Annotated in this window: 14 protein-coding genes and 1 pseudogene; 14 read left to right on the top strand and 1 reads right to left on the bottom strand. The window is 40.5% G+C overall.

Annotated elements, in window-relative coordinates; genetic code table 11:
- The 10 genes and pseudogenes from IEY40_RS20165 to ovoA all read left to right on the top strand — a co-directional run.
- A partial coding sequence (locus IEY40_RS20165; RefSeq protein ID WP_229776993.1) for a hypothetical protein occupies positions 1-218 on the top strand: 218 nt, incomplete at its 5' end.
- A 46-nt stretch (positions 219-264) separates the two neighbouring features.
- Positions 265-753, top strand: a complete 489-nt coding sequence (locus IEY40_RS03735) for a hypothetical protein (RefSeq protein ID WP_188953417.1) — start codon at positions 265-267, stop codon at positions 751-753.
- A 487-nt stretch (positions 754-1,240) separates the two neighbouring features.
- The gene (locus IEY40_RS03730) at positions 1,241-3,610 is read left to right on the top strand and encodes an ankyrin repeat domain-containing protein (protein WP_188953415.1); all 2,370 of its coding nucleotides are present in this window, start codon (positions 1,241-1,243) and stop codon (positions 3,608-3,610) included.
- Between the two features lie 29 nt (positions 3,611-3,639).
- Complete coding sequence (locus IEY40_RS03725; RefSeq protein ID WP_188953413.1) at positions 3,640-3,813, top strand: hypothetical protein; 174 nt, start codon at positions 3,640-3,642, stop codon at positions 3,811-3,813.
- Positions 3,806-4,144 carry a hypothetical protein gene (locus tag IEY40_RS03720; RefSeq protein WP_137221699.1) on the top strand — a complete coding sequence of 113 codons (339 nt, stop codon included), beginning with the start codon at positions 3,806-3,808 and terminating at the stop codon, positions 4,142-4,144. The genes IEY40_RS03725 and IEY40_RS03720 overlap by 8 nt, the downstream gene beginning before the upstream one ends.
- 301 nt (positions 4,145-4,445) lie before the next feature.
- Positions 4,446-5,369 (top strand): hypothetical protein, encoded by a 924-nt coding sequence (locus tag IEY40_RS03715; protein WP_188953411.1) that lies wholly within the window; start codon positions 4,446-4,448, stop codon positions 5,367-5,369.
- A 262-nt stretch (positions 5,370-5,631) separates the two neighbouring features.
- Positions 5,632-5,811 (top strand): annotated as a pseudogene (locus tag IEY40_RS03710) (transposase); the annotation flags it as partial.
- Between the two features lie 121 nt (positions 5,812-5,932).
- Entirely contained in the window at positions 5,933-6,535 is a 603-nt protein-coding gene (locus tag IEY40_RS03705; RefSeq protein ID WP_188953409.1) for a hypothetical protein, read from the top strand.
- Positions 6,536-7,258: 723 nt separating this feature from the next.
- Positions 7,259-8,383 carry a MalY/PatB family protein gene (locus IEY40_RS03700; protein WP_188953407.1) on the top strand — a complete coding sequence of 375 codons (1,125 nt, stop codon included), beginning with the start codon at positions 7,259-7,261 and terminating at the stop codon, positions 8,381-8,383.
- Between the two features lie 126 nt (positions 8,384-8,509).
- Complete coding sequence (gene ovoA / locus IEY40_RS03695) at positions 8,510-10,672, top strand: 5-histidylcysteine sulfoxide synthase (RefSeq protein ID WP_188953405.1); 2,163 nt, start codon at positions 8,510-8,512, stop codon at positions 10,670-10,672.
- On the opposite strand, the gene IEY40_RS03690 is transcribed toward ovoA, so the two are convergent.
- On the bottom strand, positions 10,644-11,765 hold the full coding sequence (locus IEY40_RS03690) for an ADP-ribosylglycohydrolase family protein (RefSeq protein ID WP_188953402.1): 1,122 nt from the start codon (positions 11,763-11,765) through the stop codon (positions 10,644-10,646). The two genes, ovoA and IEY40_RS03690, sit on opposite strands and share 29 nt — an antisense overlap.
- A gap of 410 nt (positions 11,766-12,175) precedes the next feature.
- On the opposite strand from IEY40_RS03690, the gene nhaC reads away from it, so the two are divergent.
- The 4 genes from nhaC to IEY40_RS03670 all read left to right on the top strand — a co-directional run bounded on the left by nhaC (position 12,176) and on the right by IEY40_RS03670 (position 17,864).
- The gene (gene nhaC, locus IEY40_RS03685; RefSeq protein ID WP_188953400.1) at positions 12,176-13,606 is read left to right on the top strand and encodes a Na+/H+ antiporter NhaC; all 1,431 of its coding nucleotides are present in this window, start codon (positions 12,176-12,178) and stop codon (positions 13,604-13,606) included.
- Between the two features lie 270 nt (positions 13,607-13,876).
- Positions 13,877-15,460, top strand: a complete 1,584-nt coding sequence (locus IEY40_RS03680) for a BCCT family transporter (protein WP_188953398.1) — start codon at positions 13,877-13,879, stop codon at positions 15,458-15,460.
- 236 nt (positions 15,461-15,696) lie between these two features.
- The gene (locus IEY40_RS03675; protein WP_229776992.1) at positions 15,697-16,695 is read left to right on the top strand and encodes an endonuclease/exonuclease/phosphatase family protein; all 999 of its coding nucleotides are present in this window, start codon (positions 15,697-15,699) and stop codon (positions 16,693-16,695) included.
- Between the two features lie 200 nt (positions 16,696-16,895).
- Positions 16,896-17,864 (top strand): DnaJ C-terminal domain-containing protein, encoded by a 969-nt coding sequence (locus tag IEY40_RS03670; RefSeq protein WP_188953394.1) that lies wholly within the window; start codon positions 16,896-16,898, stop codon positions 17,862-17,864.

The raw sequence follows: 17,864 nt of genomic DNA, 5'->3' as shown, positions 1-17,864 counted from the left end.
ACGATAATATTTTAGCTGTATCGATAAAGATTGATGAGTTGATTACATCGTTCGTAACCCTCGCCAAAGCCATGAAAACGAGTTATGTTATTTGTTCAAGAAATGGGTGGCTTCGTTTTCTGTACGGACATGAATTGGGGCATTTTGATAATAATAGAAGTGAAGCCAGTGCTGAAGTTTACGGTAAGAAATTTTTAAAACTTTATCAAGGTAATTAATATGGTGATCTTTAGTAAACTTATGATTGTTATAGCCTGGACTTTTATGTTGTCTATTTCAATTTGCTATGGTCGAAATGGTGACGTACGATATGTGTATATTGGATCCATTGATGGAGACAAAAAATTTACCATTCAAATGGAAAATGAAAATCGAGGGAGTGTATATAGCGGGCGAGACATTAAATCTGATGCCTTCTTTTGCAACTATTTCAGTAAATTTAACTGTATTATTTCTTACGATATAGTTTTTGCAGTGCCTAAAGATATTGATGAAAGTACTATACAGTGGGAGTTCAATAATAAATTATATGAAGTTGTTGCGAAAAATAAAAAGTTGAAAATATTAGGGAAGAACTTCTCTGAACTGTATGTTATAAAAGGTCCTAAGAATACATTTGTAGACTATGTTGCTTACCCCAGTGTGCAGATGAAGTATATTTATTCAAAAAATGATGGATTGTTAGGATTTGGGTATTATAAAAATGATCATTTTTTTTGGTCTGTTAGCGAAAAAGGATTTGGTGCTAAATAAACAGAACTAAAACATGGCCATATAGAACGCTCCAGTTAAGAACATGACCATATATGGACGCTCCCGGTGAGTCAAGATAATACTCTGCTCACCCAAAGTTTTTTGGCCTTAGTTTTCTATTTTATTGCTTCACACTTGTCATTCTTTTAATGCGACTCATTTACCGCTAGAAGCGGTTGTACTGCCCTAAATAACATGGCCACCCACCCCAACTGGCTAAATATTGAGCGCTCAACTACGCTTTATTTACCCTTTCCAAACGGTAATTAAAGATGGCTAGACCGGAAATAACATGGCCACCCATTCTAACTATACGATAAAGTACCATCATGAATTACAGATTAACCGCAGGTGTCACGATTAATTTTATTAGCTAAAACCCAACGTCTATGTGTCAATGCATATGCTATCTATTTGAAAATAAATATTGTTATTACTGTTTATCATCTCTAGGATGACATCCAATTGGTTGTATTAAATATTATGGATGATATTAATGTTACGTTGCTTATTAACCCTCTGCTTAATTGTTTTTTCTTGTCACTCTTTATCTTCTGAGACCACGCCCTTTGTAAAAGTAACCTCAGCTTGGAATAAGCCGAGTTTAATCACAGATAATGACCCAGCATGTCAATCTTTGTTGGAAGATGCACAATCAAAATTCTACTCAGATATCGATTGGGGCGCAGCTTATGGCGTTAGAGGGCATGGCTATGTAAATACTGGAGAAATACTAGATTGGACAATATTAGGAGGAGACTCTTTAACAAGCCTGCATGCTTACGGTAAAGAATTATATCTCTATAATTATTTGCACAATGGTTGCAGTGGAGCGTGTGAGAGGCAGCAATCGCTAGTGTCTACTTCATCATTCACTGAGTTAACCGCCAAGCAAATTGCAGCATTAGCCAAAAACGCACCACCCGCAATTAGCTATGGTTACACATACGCACAGTCGGGCACTAATATCCCGTATATGTTTGTTTTAGGGCATTATGGCGCTGATATAGGCCAGTTATTTGTTTATCGTCTTAGCCCAAACGCAACATGGGCACCAGCTTGCGAAATAAACTTAACAGCAACAGAAGTGCCTTTCAACAAAGAGCATAGTTATTTCAGCGCGATGAAAAGTCTTGATGATTTGTATCAATCGACTCTGGCTTTAAGTCAAGGTAGTGGCTCTTCTTGTGGGCGAATGAATACTCGTTGGCGTTGGGGAAATGCTATTAAGCATAAACTGAGTTTGACATTAATTCGCCCCTGGGCAATGAGGGGCGAAGGTAGAGAAAGTAAGAATAGTCACGGTAATTATTCTAAAATGATAACCGATTTAGAAAGGTGGTCATTAACCGGTGTCGCTGAGCAAAAAGTATTTAATGGCTATAAACATCAGTTAGCTATCTCGATAAAATCGCTTTCGCAATTTTATCAACAGGCGAATCATTGGCATAAACAACAATCCGATGAAATGGCTGAGCTTGCATTAACATCAGCAATTAGTGCAGGTTTTGGGTTCTATATGTATAACCCTGAATTTTCCGCAGGTGAGTTCAATCTAAGAAATGCAATCATTACCAAACAATCATTAGATACCATAAAAAAAATTGAGTTTATTGCTAGTGATATCGACAGCATCGCAAAAACATATTATTCGCAAGAAGCACAAGAAAGTATTTTAAACCTAGCGATAAACCAACCTGAAGTATTGGAATATCTATTACAACAGGGCATAAGTCCCAATCACAGTAATGCATTTGGTAAAACACCTTTGATGTACGCGGCGCAATATAACTTATTAGAGTCCGCCAAGTTGCTTATTCAACACGGGGCTAATACAGTCGCGAATACCACAATACCTGATGATACTTGTTATTACGCGATAAGCACCTTCAAAATGACGGCTCTTCATTATGCAGTAAGGTATGCTTCTCCTGATTTTATTAAGTTATTAATAGACAATGGTGCCGCAACTTATATGAAAGCTGAGAGCCGCTCTCCAATGACTGAAGAAACACCATTGGATTGGTTCTATCGTTATACCGATAAAGCATCAGCTGAGATAAATAGCCATATTCCTGAAGAAAGTAAGTTAAATGTACAACAGTGGCTTACGCCTCCAAGTCCACAACAATTAGATAAAGTTGAAAAAGATCAAATAAAATCGGCTATAGCAGCTTATCAACAGGGTAAAGTACAAGATGCTTATGAGTATTTAATCAAGGCATTGAGCATTAATCCTAAAAATGAGAAAGCACTCAGTGACATGTCATTAATTGCGTTGAAAAATAACCAATTCGGTCATTCATTATCAGCCAGTAACTGGTTAATTAACCATAGTGAAAATAGTAAAGTGGTGGCTAATGCATGGTTTAATCAAGGGCTAGCCTGTGAGCAGCATCAAGTAAAAATGCTTAATACTGATATCGGCCATACCATTACGTATGACGGTCAATATTATTGCGCTGAACCAGCTATTTACTCATATATAAGTGCTTGGATGTTGGCCAAAAGTAGCGCTAGAAAAAATAAGATTATAAGCCAATTCGATGATGGATTAATGCAGACTTGTAGTGCTGTTCTGGCGGATAACAACGATTTTAAGTTTTACTTCGAAAATAGAACAATACTGATACTGCGCGCTAAAAATAATCATACATCTCTAGATGTGTTATTCCAAAATATAACTTTCAATTACAATAGAATAGACAATAAGTCACTGGATAAGAATACTTCGATAGAGACGATCAATACATACGACTTAGATGATTATGTTATTGAAGAAGTTAACTCACCATTTGGCTTTTTTAATGCTAAATACAATGGTCAATTGCAGTGTCATACTATAAATGCAGTTTGATTTAGATTTGATATTGTTTAGGGGTTAGGTTGAAGTCATTCCACCGTATCGTAGTGGTTGAAGAATTACTATTTTTAAGAACGGAGCCTATTTTATGGGTTCCGCATTATAAAATGGGTGGCATCCTTGTATTTGTGGGTATCGCAATGACAGCCAATGCTCCTTACATTTATGATTGGCACAGAAGAGAATATTATGAATAAACTATTTCTCTTATTTCTTGCTTTAAATACTATGTTGTTAGGTTGCACTAGTATCGACAACAGGTTTTTAGATATAAATGAAAACCACTATTATGCTGATTGGTTAAAAACAATTGAGAAATCTCATGGTGAAGGAGTATATTTTATTTTTGAAGCTGTTGATTTCTCAGAAACTGGTGACAAAAAACCAAGTTTGAGAAGGTTGAAAAAACTAATTAGTCTTTTTAAAAATAAACCGAAAGAGTGTTTAGAGCATATGGAAATTATTGATGAATCAAGAAACCTGTATGAAGGCGGTGGTGAAACAATTTATATAAGATGCGGGAAATAGCAGAATAAAACCCTTAACATTTGATTTTAAAGAACTAAATCTGTACTAGCTCAGACTTGATCTGACAGTTACCCATTTTAAATGGTGTCTGTCAGCTTAGATTTGAGCTAAAAAACATGAAAAACATGGTCATCCAACTCAGCTGGTTAATCATAAACCATAGGCCAACCCAAAGGGGGTTCCGTAGGATTAGCTATCGAGGCAAATACAAACGGTAATGGTGTTGCTTCTGTGGAGGTTTGTGCGGCTAATTTATGTCAACAACCATACGCACAGATGCCAGTATTTCAGGTAATAAAACATGGAGCAAACAGCTTTGCAAATTATCTTGGTGAGATGGCTTACTCTGGCCGTTAGTATAATGTTTATGATGCTAAATAGTACAAGTATCTTGGCTTGTGATCTCAACGCTATGGTGGTTATTAATAAATCTATACAGCTTTCTAATGATGAACAGGCAGTCAATACAGCACTTGATAAGTGTGGAAAGGGACTTGGTACTTTGGATTTTGAAATAAAACGCCGAGCTGAAAGGTTGTATATTGGCGGTAACGACACAGTTGTACAGAAGCTAAAAATAGCCTCTTTGATTAACCTGTATCGCACTACGGGCGAAACATCTTATTTAGATGATCTTAATAAGAATTTTTTTGCTACTGAGCATGGCTATCTAGAGTATTGCATGTGGCAGTACTTTTCTGGAAAGGAGCTTTGTGAGCGCAGATTAATATTAGGCTTGGAAATGCAAGGGTTGCCTCATGCTTCTTGGGCGAGAGCTAACTTTGCAGTTGACCAATCAAATAGATTGGCGTTGCTAGAGAAGGCTGCTAAACAAGGCCATGTAGATGCTGAAACTGAATATTTAATTGCTGTTATAGATGAGGATAGGGCTGATTTAACCGCCCTAAAAGAGCGTTTATACAATTTAATAGATTCAGGGAATAGTGTCGATGCTGAGATTTACTACTTACGTATGCTGATATTAGGAAAGAGGCCGTTTAAGCTCAATCCTGAGTTGGCTGTTCAACTTGCAAACAAGTTTATAAAATACAGGGATATTCCTGAGTATTATTATTTGCTTTCAATTGCTTATTTCGATTTAGAGAATGAGGAACTATTTCTAAAATATTTAAATGTTGCAGTCGAAATGGGGAGTGAAGAAGCAATTTCATTTAAGAAAAGTATAGATGAAACTGAATGGGAAAATAGTTCAAAATCAAAATAATTAAGACACCTAGAATAATTATGATACCCAATATTTCTAGCTTTTTTAGGTCAAGCTGACTTGGGAGAGAATAAGATTTATTTGAATTCAAAATGCACTTATTACAAATCAACACCTGGCCATGAACTTGGACACAATCTAGGGTTAGATAACTGTATTAACTGAAGACGTAATTAAAGACGTAATTAAGACACCCAAGATTGTAGACTAAATATTGAGCGCTGAACTACGCTTTATTTACCTTTCCAAACGGTAATTAAAGATGGCCAGACCAAGACAGACAATCGTTAGCTTGGAAGATACGCCTTACTATCACTGCTGCTCTCGAGTGGTGCGTAAGGCTTTTTTGTATGGAATCGATAAATCTACTGGTGATAACTTTGAGCATCAGCGTGAGTGGGTTGATTCACGCATTCTTGAGTTGGCGACGATTTTTGTCATAGTGTAATGGCCCTAATGGCCCTAATGGCACAGGGTATGGGGTCAACTGAAAGGTTCATGATGGCAATTAGCGCAGGTCGGAAAACATATCTTGAGGATTTTGCAGAATAAACGGGGGGGACATGGGCAAAAAGCAAAGGTTACTAATGTGCATTGTACTATTTATTGTGCATGAAAGTGCATTCAGCAGTGAATACATATATCAAGATTTAATCTCAGGTGCTGAATATAAACTAAGTGTTGATAATGAAGAAGGGGGCTGCATCCTCAGAGAAGATGGTTTTACTCGAGCTGTAGATCATGAATGTTCAACATTTTATAATTCAGACACTTTGAGTTTAAAATTGATTAGGTTTTCTTCTTTTAGAGTGAGCAATAAAAGTTTGGATGAATATGATAGGCTTGAAAAAAACAATGAATTTAAAGAAAAGATGGCCGTAGATGTTTGGTATAAGCAAAAATATTATATTGATGATGATGAAAAGCTGATCATAATAGATAAAGGCAGAGATTTAAAAATTTTTAATGCACTTTTCAAAGATGTATACAGAATAACTTATAAAAGGAAAAACACGTTAGAGCATGGTGGGGTTTTGCTTTTTAGTAGATATAGTGGTGTTATTGCTTTTGCAAAATCTGTTGACATCAATCAGGTTCTTCCTTTCCAGTTTTTGATTGGAACTTGTGGGTACGGCGGGGAGTGCAATCAAGGCGCTACTAAATAGAATTCAATCACTTATGATTAATAAATAGGCCATATATGGACGCTTCCGCTCCTGGTGAATCTCAGCAATACTCTGCTCACAGAAGGCTTTTTGGCCTTAGTTTTCTGTACAACATTCTTATTTTTATCGTTACTTTTGATTCGACTCACTTACCGCTACAAGCGGTATTAATGCCCTGATATTTACAGCGCGGCGGTTTAACAGTGAGATCTGTGCACCTAATGAAATCAGTTCATAATTATCGACTTTTTCAACTTCAGGAATAAAGCTAACCTTAGTGCCTAATTGCAGATTTTGAAGATGTAAAGCTCTGCCACCAATTGAAATTAATTGACTATTTTAATTAAGAGTCTGGGCTCCTTTTTATTGAAAGGAAGATAGGACTTTGAACACCGACTTCCTCTTAATTACTTGGCGTTATTAACTGAAGAGTGCCGTGACATGTTTACTGATATAGGACCGACTCAGACAATGTTATGGTGTCTTTGCTCGTCAATGAGGCATTACATCAGTTAATGCCGACTTATACAGAGTATGTTTTTTAAATAAAGGGGTGCCTATTAATAATACCCTTTTATGAAATATCCCAGTCAAATAAAGTAGTTAATATTAACAAGTTCTTGGGGTATTCTGGCTTGTGCTTCTATCTAAACCAAAGTTGCCAGGAACAACCTAATTGCCTGTTTTATGTAAACGGCTTAATTAATAATCGAAGGACTCGCAATGAACTTCAGTGATAAACCAGACCGCACATCGTCGAAAGCCCATAAATGGGAAAAATACAAAGGTACAGATATACTGCCTATGTGGATTGCAGATACTGAGTTTCGCTGTGCTGAGCCTATCTTATCCGCTTTACATCAGCGCATTGATGACGGCTTATTCGGTTATACCTGTCCGGCTCACGATACCGATGCTAGCGAGGCTGTTATTGCGTGGTGTCAACGTCAGTATAACTGGAAGATTGAACCTAGTTGGCTAGTCTGGACTCCAGGCGTGGTGCCCGCGTTCAATGTGGCTATTGCAGCATATTGCCAAGCAGGAGACACGATTATTGTACAAACACCTAATTATCCTCCGATATTGGCGGCACCTGCAATTAATAATCTCAACCGAACTTGTATCGGCTCGATTGAAGTGGAAGGTCGCTGGACACTCGATTTTAATGCCTTAGAAGAGGCGGCCGCGGATCCTAAAGCCAGCTTATTTATTATGTGCAATCCAATGAATCCGCTTGGCTCAGTCTTAAATCAAGACGAGCTAGACACAATTGCAGCAATATGCAGAAAACATGGCGTGATGCTGTGCTCGGATGAAATACACTGCGATCTCATTTTAGATGACGTGCCACATTTACCTGCCAGTGCGCACCCCGAGTTGGCTGAGCATTCAATAACATTAATGGCTGCGAGTAAAACCTTTAATATCGCGGGATTAGGCACGTCTTTCGCTATTATTCCAAACGAAAAATTAAGAGCAGCCTTCAACCATGCTGCCCGCGGCAGATTGCCATCGGTAACCGTAACAGGTCTTACGGCAACAAATGCAGCCTTCAGGCATTGCGATGACTGGCATCAACAACAGTTAGTTTATTTAACTGAAAATCGAGATTATTTAGTAACGGAAATTAACAAAATTGACGGTTTAAACGCTATTTCACCCGCGGCTACTTTTTTACTTTGGGTTGATGCTAGCGGTTTGAAACTTACCGATACACAAGCCTGGTGTGAAGCTAAAGGTGTTGGTCCATCAGCGGGAATAGACTTTGGTGATAAAGACTGTTTTCGCTTGAACTTTGGTTGCTCACGAGATTATTTAGTTGAAGCGATTGAAAAGCTCCGAGGTTGAGCCATTTCATTAACAAGTAAATGTGAGCTTTTGGGCAAAAATTTGAATATAAAGTAAAAAGTTGAGACTTTATTCAGTATTTATTCGTATGACTATAGAATAAGAATTAAAGGAACGTGTTTGACGATGACATTACCTATACAAGATGCACAAGAAATGGCTAAACGCTCTGCAACATTTGTTGATCCTGTGGCATTACGCCGGACTCCTTCACTTACCAGCGGCACCGTGGAAGATAAGCGTCAGGAAATCGCGCTTTACTTTACCAACACCTTTGACACCTATTCACAATTGTTTGATTGTTTGCGCGACGATAGTGGCTTTTATCAAAAACCTATCCCTTTGCGCCACCCGCTTATTTTCTATCTTGGGCATACGGCAACGTTTTTCATCAACAAGTTGATATTGGCAAAACTGATACCTGAACGGATAAATCCTTACATGGAATCAATTTTTGCGGTTGGTGTTGATGAAATGAGCTGGGATGATTTGTCTGAAGACAGTTATGACTGGCCCAGTGTTTCTGCCGTAAAAGAATACCGCGCCAAAGTGCGCACCACAGTATTAAGATTAATTGATAGCTTAGACCTAGTGCTACCCATTGATTGGGAAAATACCTGGTGGCCTATCGTGATGGGAATTGAACACGAACGTATTCATCTTGAAACGTCCACGGTACTCATTCGCCAACATGAACTGGCTAAAGTCCAGTCATTACCTCAATGGCCTGCTTGCAAAGAGACTGGCGAGGCCCCCCAAAACACACTGATAAACGTTCCTGCGGGTTCTGTTAATCTAGGAAAACCCTTTGACAGTGACGTTTATGGCTGGGACAACGAATATGGCCAACATCAGGCAGAGGTCGCCGAATTTAAAGCCAGCCAATATTTAGTCAGTAACCAAGAGTTCCTCGAATTTGTTGAGGCCGGTGGTTATGAGAAAAGTAGTTTTTGGAGCGATGAAGGCCTTGCTTGGCGGCAGTTTACAGAGGCTAAACACCCGACTTTTTGGCGTTGGCACAATGGCTGGCGTTTACGTCTGATGACAGAAGAAATAGATATGGCTTGGGATTGGCCTGCTGAAGTTAACTATCATGAAGCAAAAGCGTTTTGTGAATGGAAAACAATAGCAAGTGGGCTGCAGATCCGCATGCCAACTGAAGACGAATGGCATCGTCTGTGCTCACAAGCCGGCGTTGAAGAATTAAGTGATAGCAAGGCCGATGCGAACTTGCATCTTGACCATTTTGCATCATGTTGCCCGGTAACGCGCCATCAACACGGCGATTGGTTTGATGTGGTTGGTAACGTGTGGCAATGGACCGAAACGCCGATATATCCTTTTGATGATTTTAAAGTACACCCACTTTATGATGATTTCACTACACCGACGTTTGATGGCAAACACAATTTAATCAAAGGCGGTTCATGGATTTCAAGTGGTAACGAAACACGCCTTAGTGCACGTTATGCGTTTAGGCGTCATTTCTTTCAACATGCCGGGTTTCGCTATATTGCCTCTAGTGTTGAGGCGAAGTCGCCTAAGGCTTACTACGAAAGTGATCAGTTATTGTCAGAATACGCAGAGTTTCACTTTGGTGACACCTGGTACGGCGTAGACAATTTCCCTAAAGCCTTAGCCGATATTGCACTTGCAGCAATGAAGGGTAAACCTACCGCTAAAGCACTTGATTTAGGTTGCGCGTGTGGCAGAGCCAGTTTTGAATTAGCGCGTCAGTTTGATGACGTTGACGGTGTTGATTTTTCAGCAAACTTTACTAACCTTGCGGCTAAAATGGCGCAACAAGGTGCAGTGCGTTACGCCCGGGCTGAAGAAGGCGAGTTGGTGAGTTATCATACTCGCACTCTGCAAGAACTTGGGTTGGACGCATATGCAAACCGTGTAGCATTTCATCAAGGTGATGCCTGTAACCTTAAACCTCAATTTACGGCTTATGATTTAGTACTCGCTGCTAATTTAATTGATAGGCTTTACCAGCCGAGTCGTTTTTTGGCGGATATCGCGCAGCGTATCAATGATGGCGGCTTGCTTATTATTGCATCGCCTTATACGTGGTTGGAGGAGCATACACCCAAGGAAGAATGGATAGGGGGTTTCAAAAAAGATGGCGAAAACTACAGCACACTAGATGGCTTGAAAGAACACCTCTCAAGCCACTTTACGTTAGTGGGTGAACCGCGAAAAGTCCCGTTTGTGATCCGTGAAACTCAGCATAAGTTTCAGCATACCTTGTCAGAACTTACGATTTGGGAGCGTTTGCCACGCTGATAAGCGCCTCGATTTCCTGAGCTATCTCTTTGTGGTCTGCCAGTTGTTCAAACCAGCTGGTGACCACACTATCGCTTTGCAGTCCAAGCAAGGTTCCCAGCACTATGCCGCGATGTACATTGTCACCGCCTAAATTGGTATTTACTCGCAGGGCTTGCCAAGGATCATTTTGGTATTTATAAGCCAGATACAAAACGATAGGCCAAGAATCAGAAATATAACACGCCCTTGAAAATATCTGACCTATGACCTGATTATCGGGCACATTACGTGTTAACAGGCTGGCCAAATTGGTACTCGTTAAGCCCTTACTTGCTGCAAGTAGAAGCGTTTTAGTGCCAGCTTCATCAGGCCCATCCATAAGAGCACACAAGAGTTGCACGTAGCTATCACACACTTGCATTAAAGATTCATCTGGATGGGTTAAAGCCAGGTGTGCTCTGCAAGCAATCTTTATCTCAGCTTCGTTTGTGCCCTTAAGTCGCTCTGAAAACACCAAAGGCGCGATTGTGACTAATGCACCAATCGATGCAGTGTCGTGCGTTTTCATACCACAATTTTCAGGCTTTCGACCTTGCGCTAAATTGGCAAAAAATCCTCTATGGTAAGATTCTGCATAAGTATCTGGATGAGCGGCGGGCGTCATTGTCATGAAGTCAATGTAGGCATTAACAAATGCATGTCGGTCATAGGGTTGTGGTGAACTTGCTAGGGTGCGCATCAGTACTCGAGCGCAATGGGCATTGAGGGTGTTTTCACCCGCCTGCATACCGTGATGATAGTGTATATTGGGTTGGTCCCAAAACTTCGCTTTATCTTTTAAAATAATATCGCCGACAACTTGCGGTGACGTGGTGTTAGCTGAATGCCCTTTAGCCAACTGTCGCCCCCCTTTGTGTTTGGAGTGTAATGACATAATAGAGGAAGGATGAGATTCGGGGGCCGCTTCAAAGCGCTGAATACCCCCGACAAATGTGTTTTCTATTTGCATTGGCTGATAATACCAATGCACAGGCATGGCTAAAGCATCGGCAATAAAACTTGTTTTAAGCGCCCAGCTTACGCGAACGAGTTGAGAAGGGGTGTTATTCATGATGATGCCTATAGCACATGGCAAAAAATAATTCGTATCGGTATCGACTCTGCAACAATAGGTTATGAATCGCTAACCAATGAATAATTTTTATGGTGTGAATATGATTAAAAATTTATTTGGTTATACTTGATACGTCATTTATACAAATCTAGATGTATTTCATGGCAATACATTAAATTATTTATAGGGTCTTATTTACAGGCAATGGTTCGCAACCATAATTTTTAACATTATAATGTTGCAACTAATACGGCAATAACGATTAAATTGACGGTTTCGTGTGTGCTAAACGACTGCTTGTAAAAGACGATTTGTTTATATTTCGATATCCTGCTTGTAAATAGTTTACCCAATTATTTGTACTGATATACTCAGCTTTATCCCAATTGTTACCATACTGTGTACTCATGCCTGTCATCATGCCTAAATTACCTCGTAGTCCTAGTTTTTTGCAGTCTCTTATCTGTTTTAGCGTGATTATCATCATTATTGCGGGAGGGCTTTTTGGTCTGGGGATCAGCCTGCATATACTGATGTTTTTATGTATTTTATGGGTAGGGCTTAATGCATTTAGTCTTGGCTATGACTATATACAAATTCGTGAGTTAATGACCAATGCGCTTAGTAAAGCGATGCCTGCTATTTATATATTTATATTGATCGGCATGGTGATTGCCAGTTTTATGCACAGTGGCACCATCGCTACACTTATTTACTATGGCCTTAGCTGGCTGAGTCCGAGTTTGTTTTTGGCCGTCGGTTTATTACTGTGCGCCTTGATGTCGGTGGCAACCGGAACGTCTTGGGGGACTGTCGGCACTTTAGGCGTGGTTTTTATTGGCATTGGATCTGTGATGAATATTCCTCTGCCTTTAGTCGCAGGCATGATTGTCTGTGGTGCAACTTTCGGTGATAAAATGTCGCCGATTTCAGATACTACAAACCTCGCCGCAATGAGTGCTGGAACGGATATTTATCGACATATTTACGCCATGTTGTTCACTACAATGCCTACTTTTATCCTCACTTTCATCATATTTTTAGTGATAGGATTTAATTATGCGGAGCACAATCTAGACTTAACCGAAGTCAGTACAATTCAAACAGCACTGGCCAACACTTACAGCCTTACGCCATTGATTACGTTATTACCACTGATTTTACTCGCGGTATTGAGCATTAGAAAAGTGCCGGCAGAAGTAACGATGTCATGCAGTATTATACTTGCCGTGCTCATTGCCATTTTTTATCAGGGTGAGAGCGTTATCTCCGTGCTTAATGCGTTGTGGGAAAATACGCCCGAGTCAACAGGTATCGCCAATGTTGATGCTTTACTTGGTCGCGGTGGCATTAGCAGCATGAGCTGGACCTTATTGCTTGCTTTAATGGCTATCGCGCTCGGCGGCATTTTACACGGAGCGGGTTTTCTCACCGCATTATTAGCAGGCATGATAAAAAGAGTGCAACGCACTGCGACTCTTATTGCCACGACAATTATGTCTGGCTTCTTGGGTAACATTGCGATGGGCGAAGCCTATATTTCGATTATTTTAAGTTGCCAACTGTTTAAGCCAAAGTATGAACAACAACATTTAGAAGTCGCTATTCTTTCGCGCTCAGTGGAAGAAGGTGCCACCATGACGACAGGGCTTATTCCGTGGACCACGGCAGGCGCATTTTATACCGCCACGCTGGGAGTAGATGTGCTTGATTACGCGCCCTATGCATTTTTCAACTACCTTAATGCCATCATTGCTGTCGCAATGGCCGCTTTTGGTATTGGTCTTCTCAAATCAAAAAACAAACCCGCTTCGGCAGTGCTCACTTCAAGGGAGTGATAGTCATATCGCTGGCGATTGTCATTATATTTCTTGAATGACTCAGTCTATGTATCTATTTTATATGTGCAGGGCACCTAATAACGTATACTTCAGTTGTTTCTGTGTAGCAAAACTTTTATGCGACAAGGGCTTCTTCCTTTGATGTAAATGAAACCGCTGTGTAAATCATGATATACAACACCCTTTGTATTTTATTAACCCTATAATCAGTATCAATCAAATAATAGAGTTGGTATTCGTTATTTCGAATAAGTTAACCTTTTAATTATGAAATTTAAGTCAAAAAAATACAGTATAGACTCGACCGATTATCAAGTTGGGCAAGACAATATTTTAAAATGGGGCATGGATGTCCACAACACCGTGTTCACCGTGTCTGTCGGTTTATCCATTTTATTTATTATGGCCCTGCTGGTTTTTTCCCCCGCAGATGCCAAAGCCGCCATTGATTCAGTGAAGGCAGCCGCTTTATCTCACTTTGACTTCGTGTTCATGTGGACGGCCAACATTATGCTCATTTTTGCCATTGGGATTGCATTTTCTCCATTAGGCAAAATTCGCTTGGGCGGTGATAACGCCACCACTGACTACTCGACAATATCCTGGATATCCATGCTATTTGCCGCAGGGATGGGCATTGGCCTTATTTTCTGGGGTGTGGCGGAGCCAACTGCGTTCTACACCGATTGGTTTGGCACCCCGCTCGGCGTGGCACCTTTTACACCAGAAGGCCGTGAATTAGCGCTCGGTGCCTCGGTATTCCACTGGGGTTTTCATGCTTGGGCTATCTACGGTATGACCGCGCTTTCATTGGCATATTTTGTTTATAACAAGGGCTTACCGCTTTCCATGCGCTCGGTTTTCTATCCGATACTCGGTGATAAAGTCTGGGGCAAAATCGGTGATGTCATCGACATTATGGCGGTACTGGTTATTTTGTTCGGTCTTGCAACGTCACTGGGTTTAGGGGGCTCTCAAGCAGCCAGTGGAATAAGCCATGTGTTCGGTTTTGAAAATAGTATTTTTCTGCAACTGACGATTATTCTGCTTATTATGGGGCTGGCTATTCTGTCAGTGGTGCGTGGAATGGATGGCGGGGTGAAATTGTTGAGCAACATCAACATGATTATAGCCTTTATATTCCTCGGCTTTATCAGCATTCTTAATTTCACTACAGTGCTTGATTCATTGGCAACTGCCGTTGTTGGTTATGTAAAAAACATCATACCACTGAGCCAGAACTCTGGCCGTGAAGACACCAGCTGGTTACACGGTTGGACTGTATTCTACTGGGCCTGGTGGATAGCGTATGCGCCTTTCTTTGGTATGTTTGTCGCGCGAATTTCGCGTGGTCGCACGGTGCGTGAGTTTCTGGCATGTGTGTTGATTATTCCTACCTTAGTGACCACGGCTTGGATGTCATTTTTTGGTGGCATCGCGATTCAGCAAATCATTGATAAAGTTGGCCAGCTAGGGACTGAGCAAGGTATTACCGACGTCTCTTTAAGTTTGTTCTACATGCTTGATGCGTATCCAATGGGTGATTTGCTGTCCATTATTGCGGTTGTACTTATTATCGTGTTCTTTGTTACGACCTTAGATTCAGGCTCTATCGTGGTCGATAGCATGACCGCAGGCGGTAAGTTGGAATTACCGATGAAGCAAAAGATAGTGTGGGCGGTTATCTCTGCGGTAATCGCTATGGTGATGTTGTGGATTGGCGGTACTGATTCTATTCAAGCACTTCAGTCGGTTACCATTATCGCAGCACTTCCGTTTGCTATTATTTTAATACTGGCTTGTATTAGTTTACTACTCGGTATGCTTACAGAGGTAAAACGCCGCAGTTAAGTCGCAATCAATCCGCTTAAACACTTAAAGGGGCTTATCAAGGCAAATTATTGATAAGCCCTTTTTATTCTTGGATGTAGCCCACTATTTCAATAATCTGGCAATAAGTGCGATATTAAGATTAACCATACAAAACTAGGCTTTTTATGTTTACGATACTGACCATATTTACTGGGTTAATTTTGCTGGCGACTTTACTGCCTCTTTCGCGGCATCCGCATTGGATTGTCAGGAGTATGGATTTTCCTCGATTACAATTGTCGATATTAGCCACAACGCTATTGATTGCCGATGTTGTTTTTCTCGATATTCACATGCTAAGTACGCAACTATTAGCGGTGACGACTACGTTTTGTTTAATTTGGCAGCTCAGCTGGATTTTTCCTTATACTTTTTTATTTCCCAAAGAGGTTAAAACCTCCACTGAATTTAATCCCGATAAACAACTCAGCATTATCACCTCTAATGTGCTTACTCCCAATCGTAATGCCGAAGCATTGATAAAATTGGTAAACGAGTATATGCCTGATGTGCTGGTTACACTTGAATCAGACCAATGGTGGCAAGATAAGCTTAAGGTATTAGAAACTGACATGCCTTACAGCATTAAATGTCCTCTTGATAATCTCTATGGCATGCACGTTTATTCTCGTTTGCCTCTAGGCGAGCAACAAATATGTTATTTGGTTGAGAAAGATGTGCCATCAATACATGCCACACTAACCTTACGCTCCGGTGACAATATTCGGGTGCATTTTCTCCACCCCGCACCGCCAAGCCCTACAGAAAATGTTGAATCAGCCCAGCGAGATGCTGAATTGGTTATAGTCGCTCGAAGTGTCGCAGACAGTGACATGCCCGTGATTGTTACCGGCGATCTTAATGATGTCGCTTGGTCTGCTACGACTCGACTTTTTCGTAAAATTAGTGGTTTGCTTGATCCGCGTGTTGGCCGTGGGGCATTTAACACTTTTCATGCAGATTACTCACTTATGCGCTGGCCATTGGATCACTTATTTCACAGCCAACATTTTACGTTGCAACAGATTCAACGTTTACCTTCTATTGGTTCGGATCATTTTCCTTTACTGACTAGGTTGTCTTTTACTCCGTCGCTAAGTACCCAACAACAGGGAATTGATGCGGTAGTGTCTGAGCATGACTGGGCCAAAGAGATAGCCGCGGAGCAGAAAGTAAATAAGCGCGATGTGCCAAAACCTGGTGAGGCGCAATAGGCTTATTGCGTCACTGATGAACCGATATCAAAATATCATTTCTGTATATTCATTAATGGTTATTAATTAAACGAGGCTTACTGTCGTAGAGTTGATCTTGATCAACCGTGTTGTTTATTTATGGGCCTAAACTCATTAATGTTAATGAGTTCAAAATAGCTTGATGTTCCGTTACAAACTGGTTTTTGTTAGGGGATGAAATGAATTTTAAAGACTATTACAAGGTATTGGGCATCGATCCGCAAGCGGATGATAAAGCGGTAAAACTCGCTTATAAAAAACTGGCGGTGCAATATCATCCCGATGTCAGTAAAGATGCTGATGCAGAAGCTAAATTTAAAGAAATTGGTGAAGCTTATGCGATATTGCATAATACTAAAAAGCGTGCTGAATATGATGAAGTACGACATCATCATCTAAATAGGTCACAAAACAATTACGCAGGACAAGCTGGCACCAGTGGTGGTCAAGATTGGGGGCAACAGCATAGCGATCCTCAAAGCGATCAAGAATTTTCTGATTTCTTTAATTCAATTTTTGGTGCAAGGCACTCAGGCTTTAACCCAAACCAACAGCATCAAGCTCGTCAAACTCAACACGCTAAAGGCCAGGATATAGAAATGGAGTTCCCAATGTTTCTTGAAGAAACATTGGCTGACACCCTTAAGCCTGTGTCGTTTACTCTGCAACAACGCGATGCTCATGGTCATGTTGTTGAACATCCTAAATCCTTAAAAGTGAACATTCCCGCTGGTGTGAGCAATGGCGAACGTATTCGCTTAAAAGGCCAAGGCGGACCAGGACAAACCAAAGCTGATAACGGCGATTTGTATTTAAAAATTCGATATGCGCCTCATCCTTTATTTGACGTTGATGGTCGAAATTTGACTATTGTGGTGCCAGTAGCACCTTGGGAAGCGGTATTGGGTACCAAGGTTAAACTGCCTACCTTAACGGGACATATTCAATTGAGTATCCCAGCGAATAGCCAATCAGGGCAGCGGTTACGCATTAAAGGTAAAGGGCTATTGAGTAAAAAAGAGCAGGGTGATTTATTTGCGGTACTCAAAATAGTGGTGCCAACGGTATCAGACGAGACAAGCAAGACGTTATGGACTGAATTAGCTGAAAAAAATACTTTCGACCCTCGTGCAAGTTGGAGTAAATAA

The organism is Shewanella ulleungensis (assembly GCF_014648315.1).
GTDB classification, from domain to species: Bacteria; Pseudomonadota; Gammaproteobacteria; order Enterobacterales; family Shewanellaceae; genus Shewanella; species Shewanella ulleungensis.
This window is presented reverse-complemented; position numbering and strand designations above follow the sequence as displayed.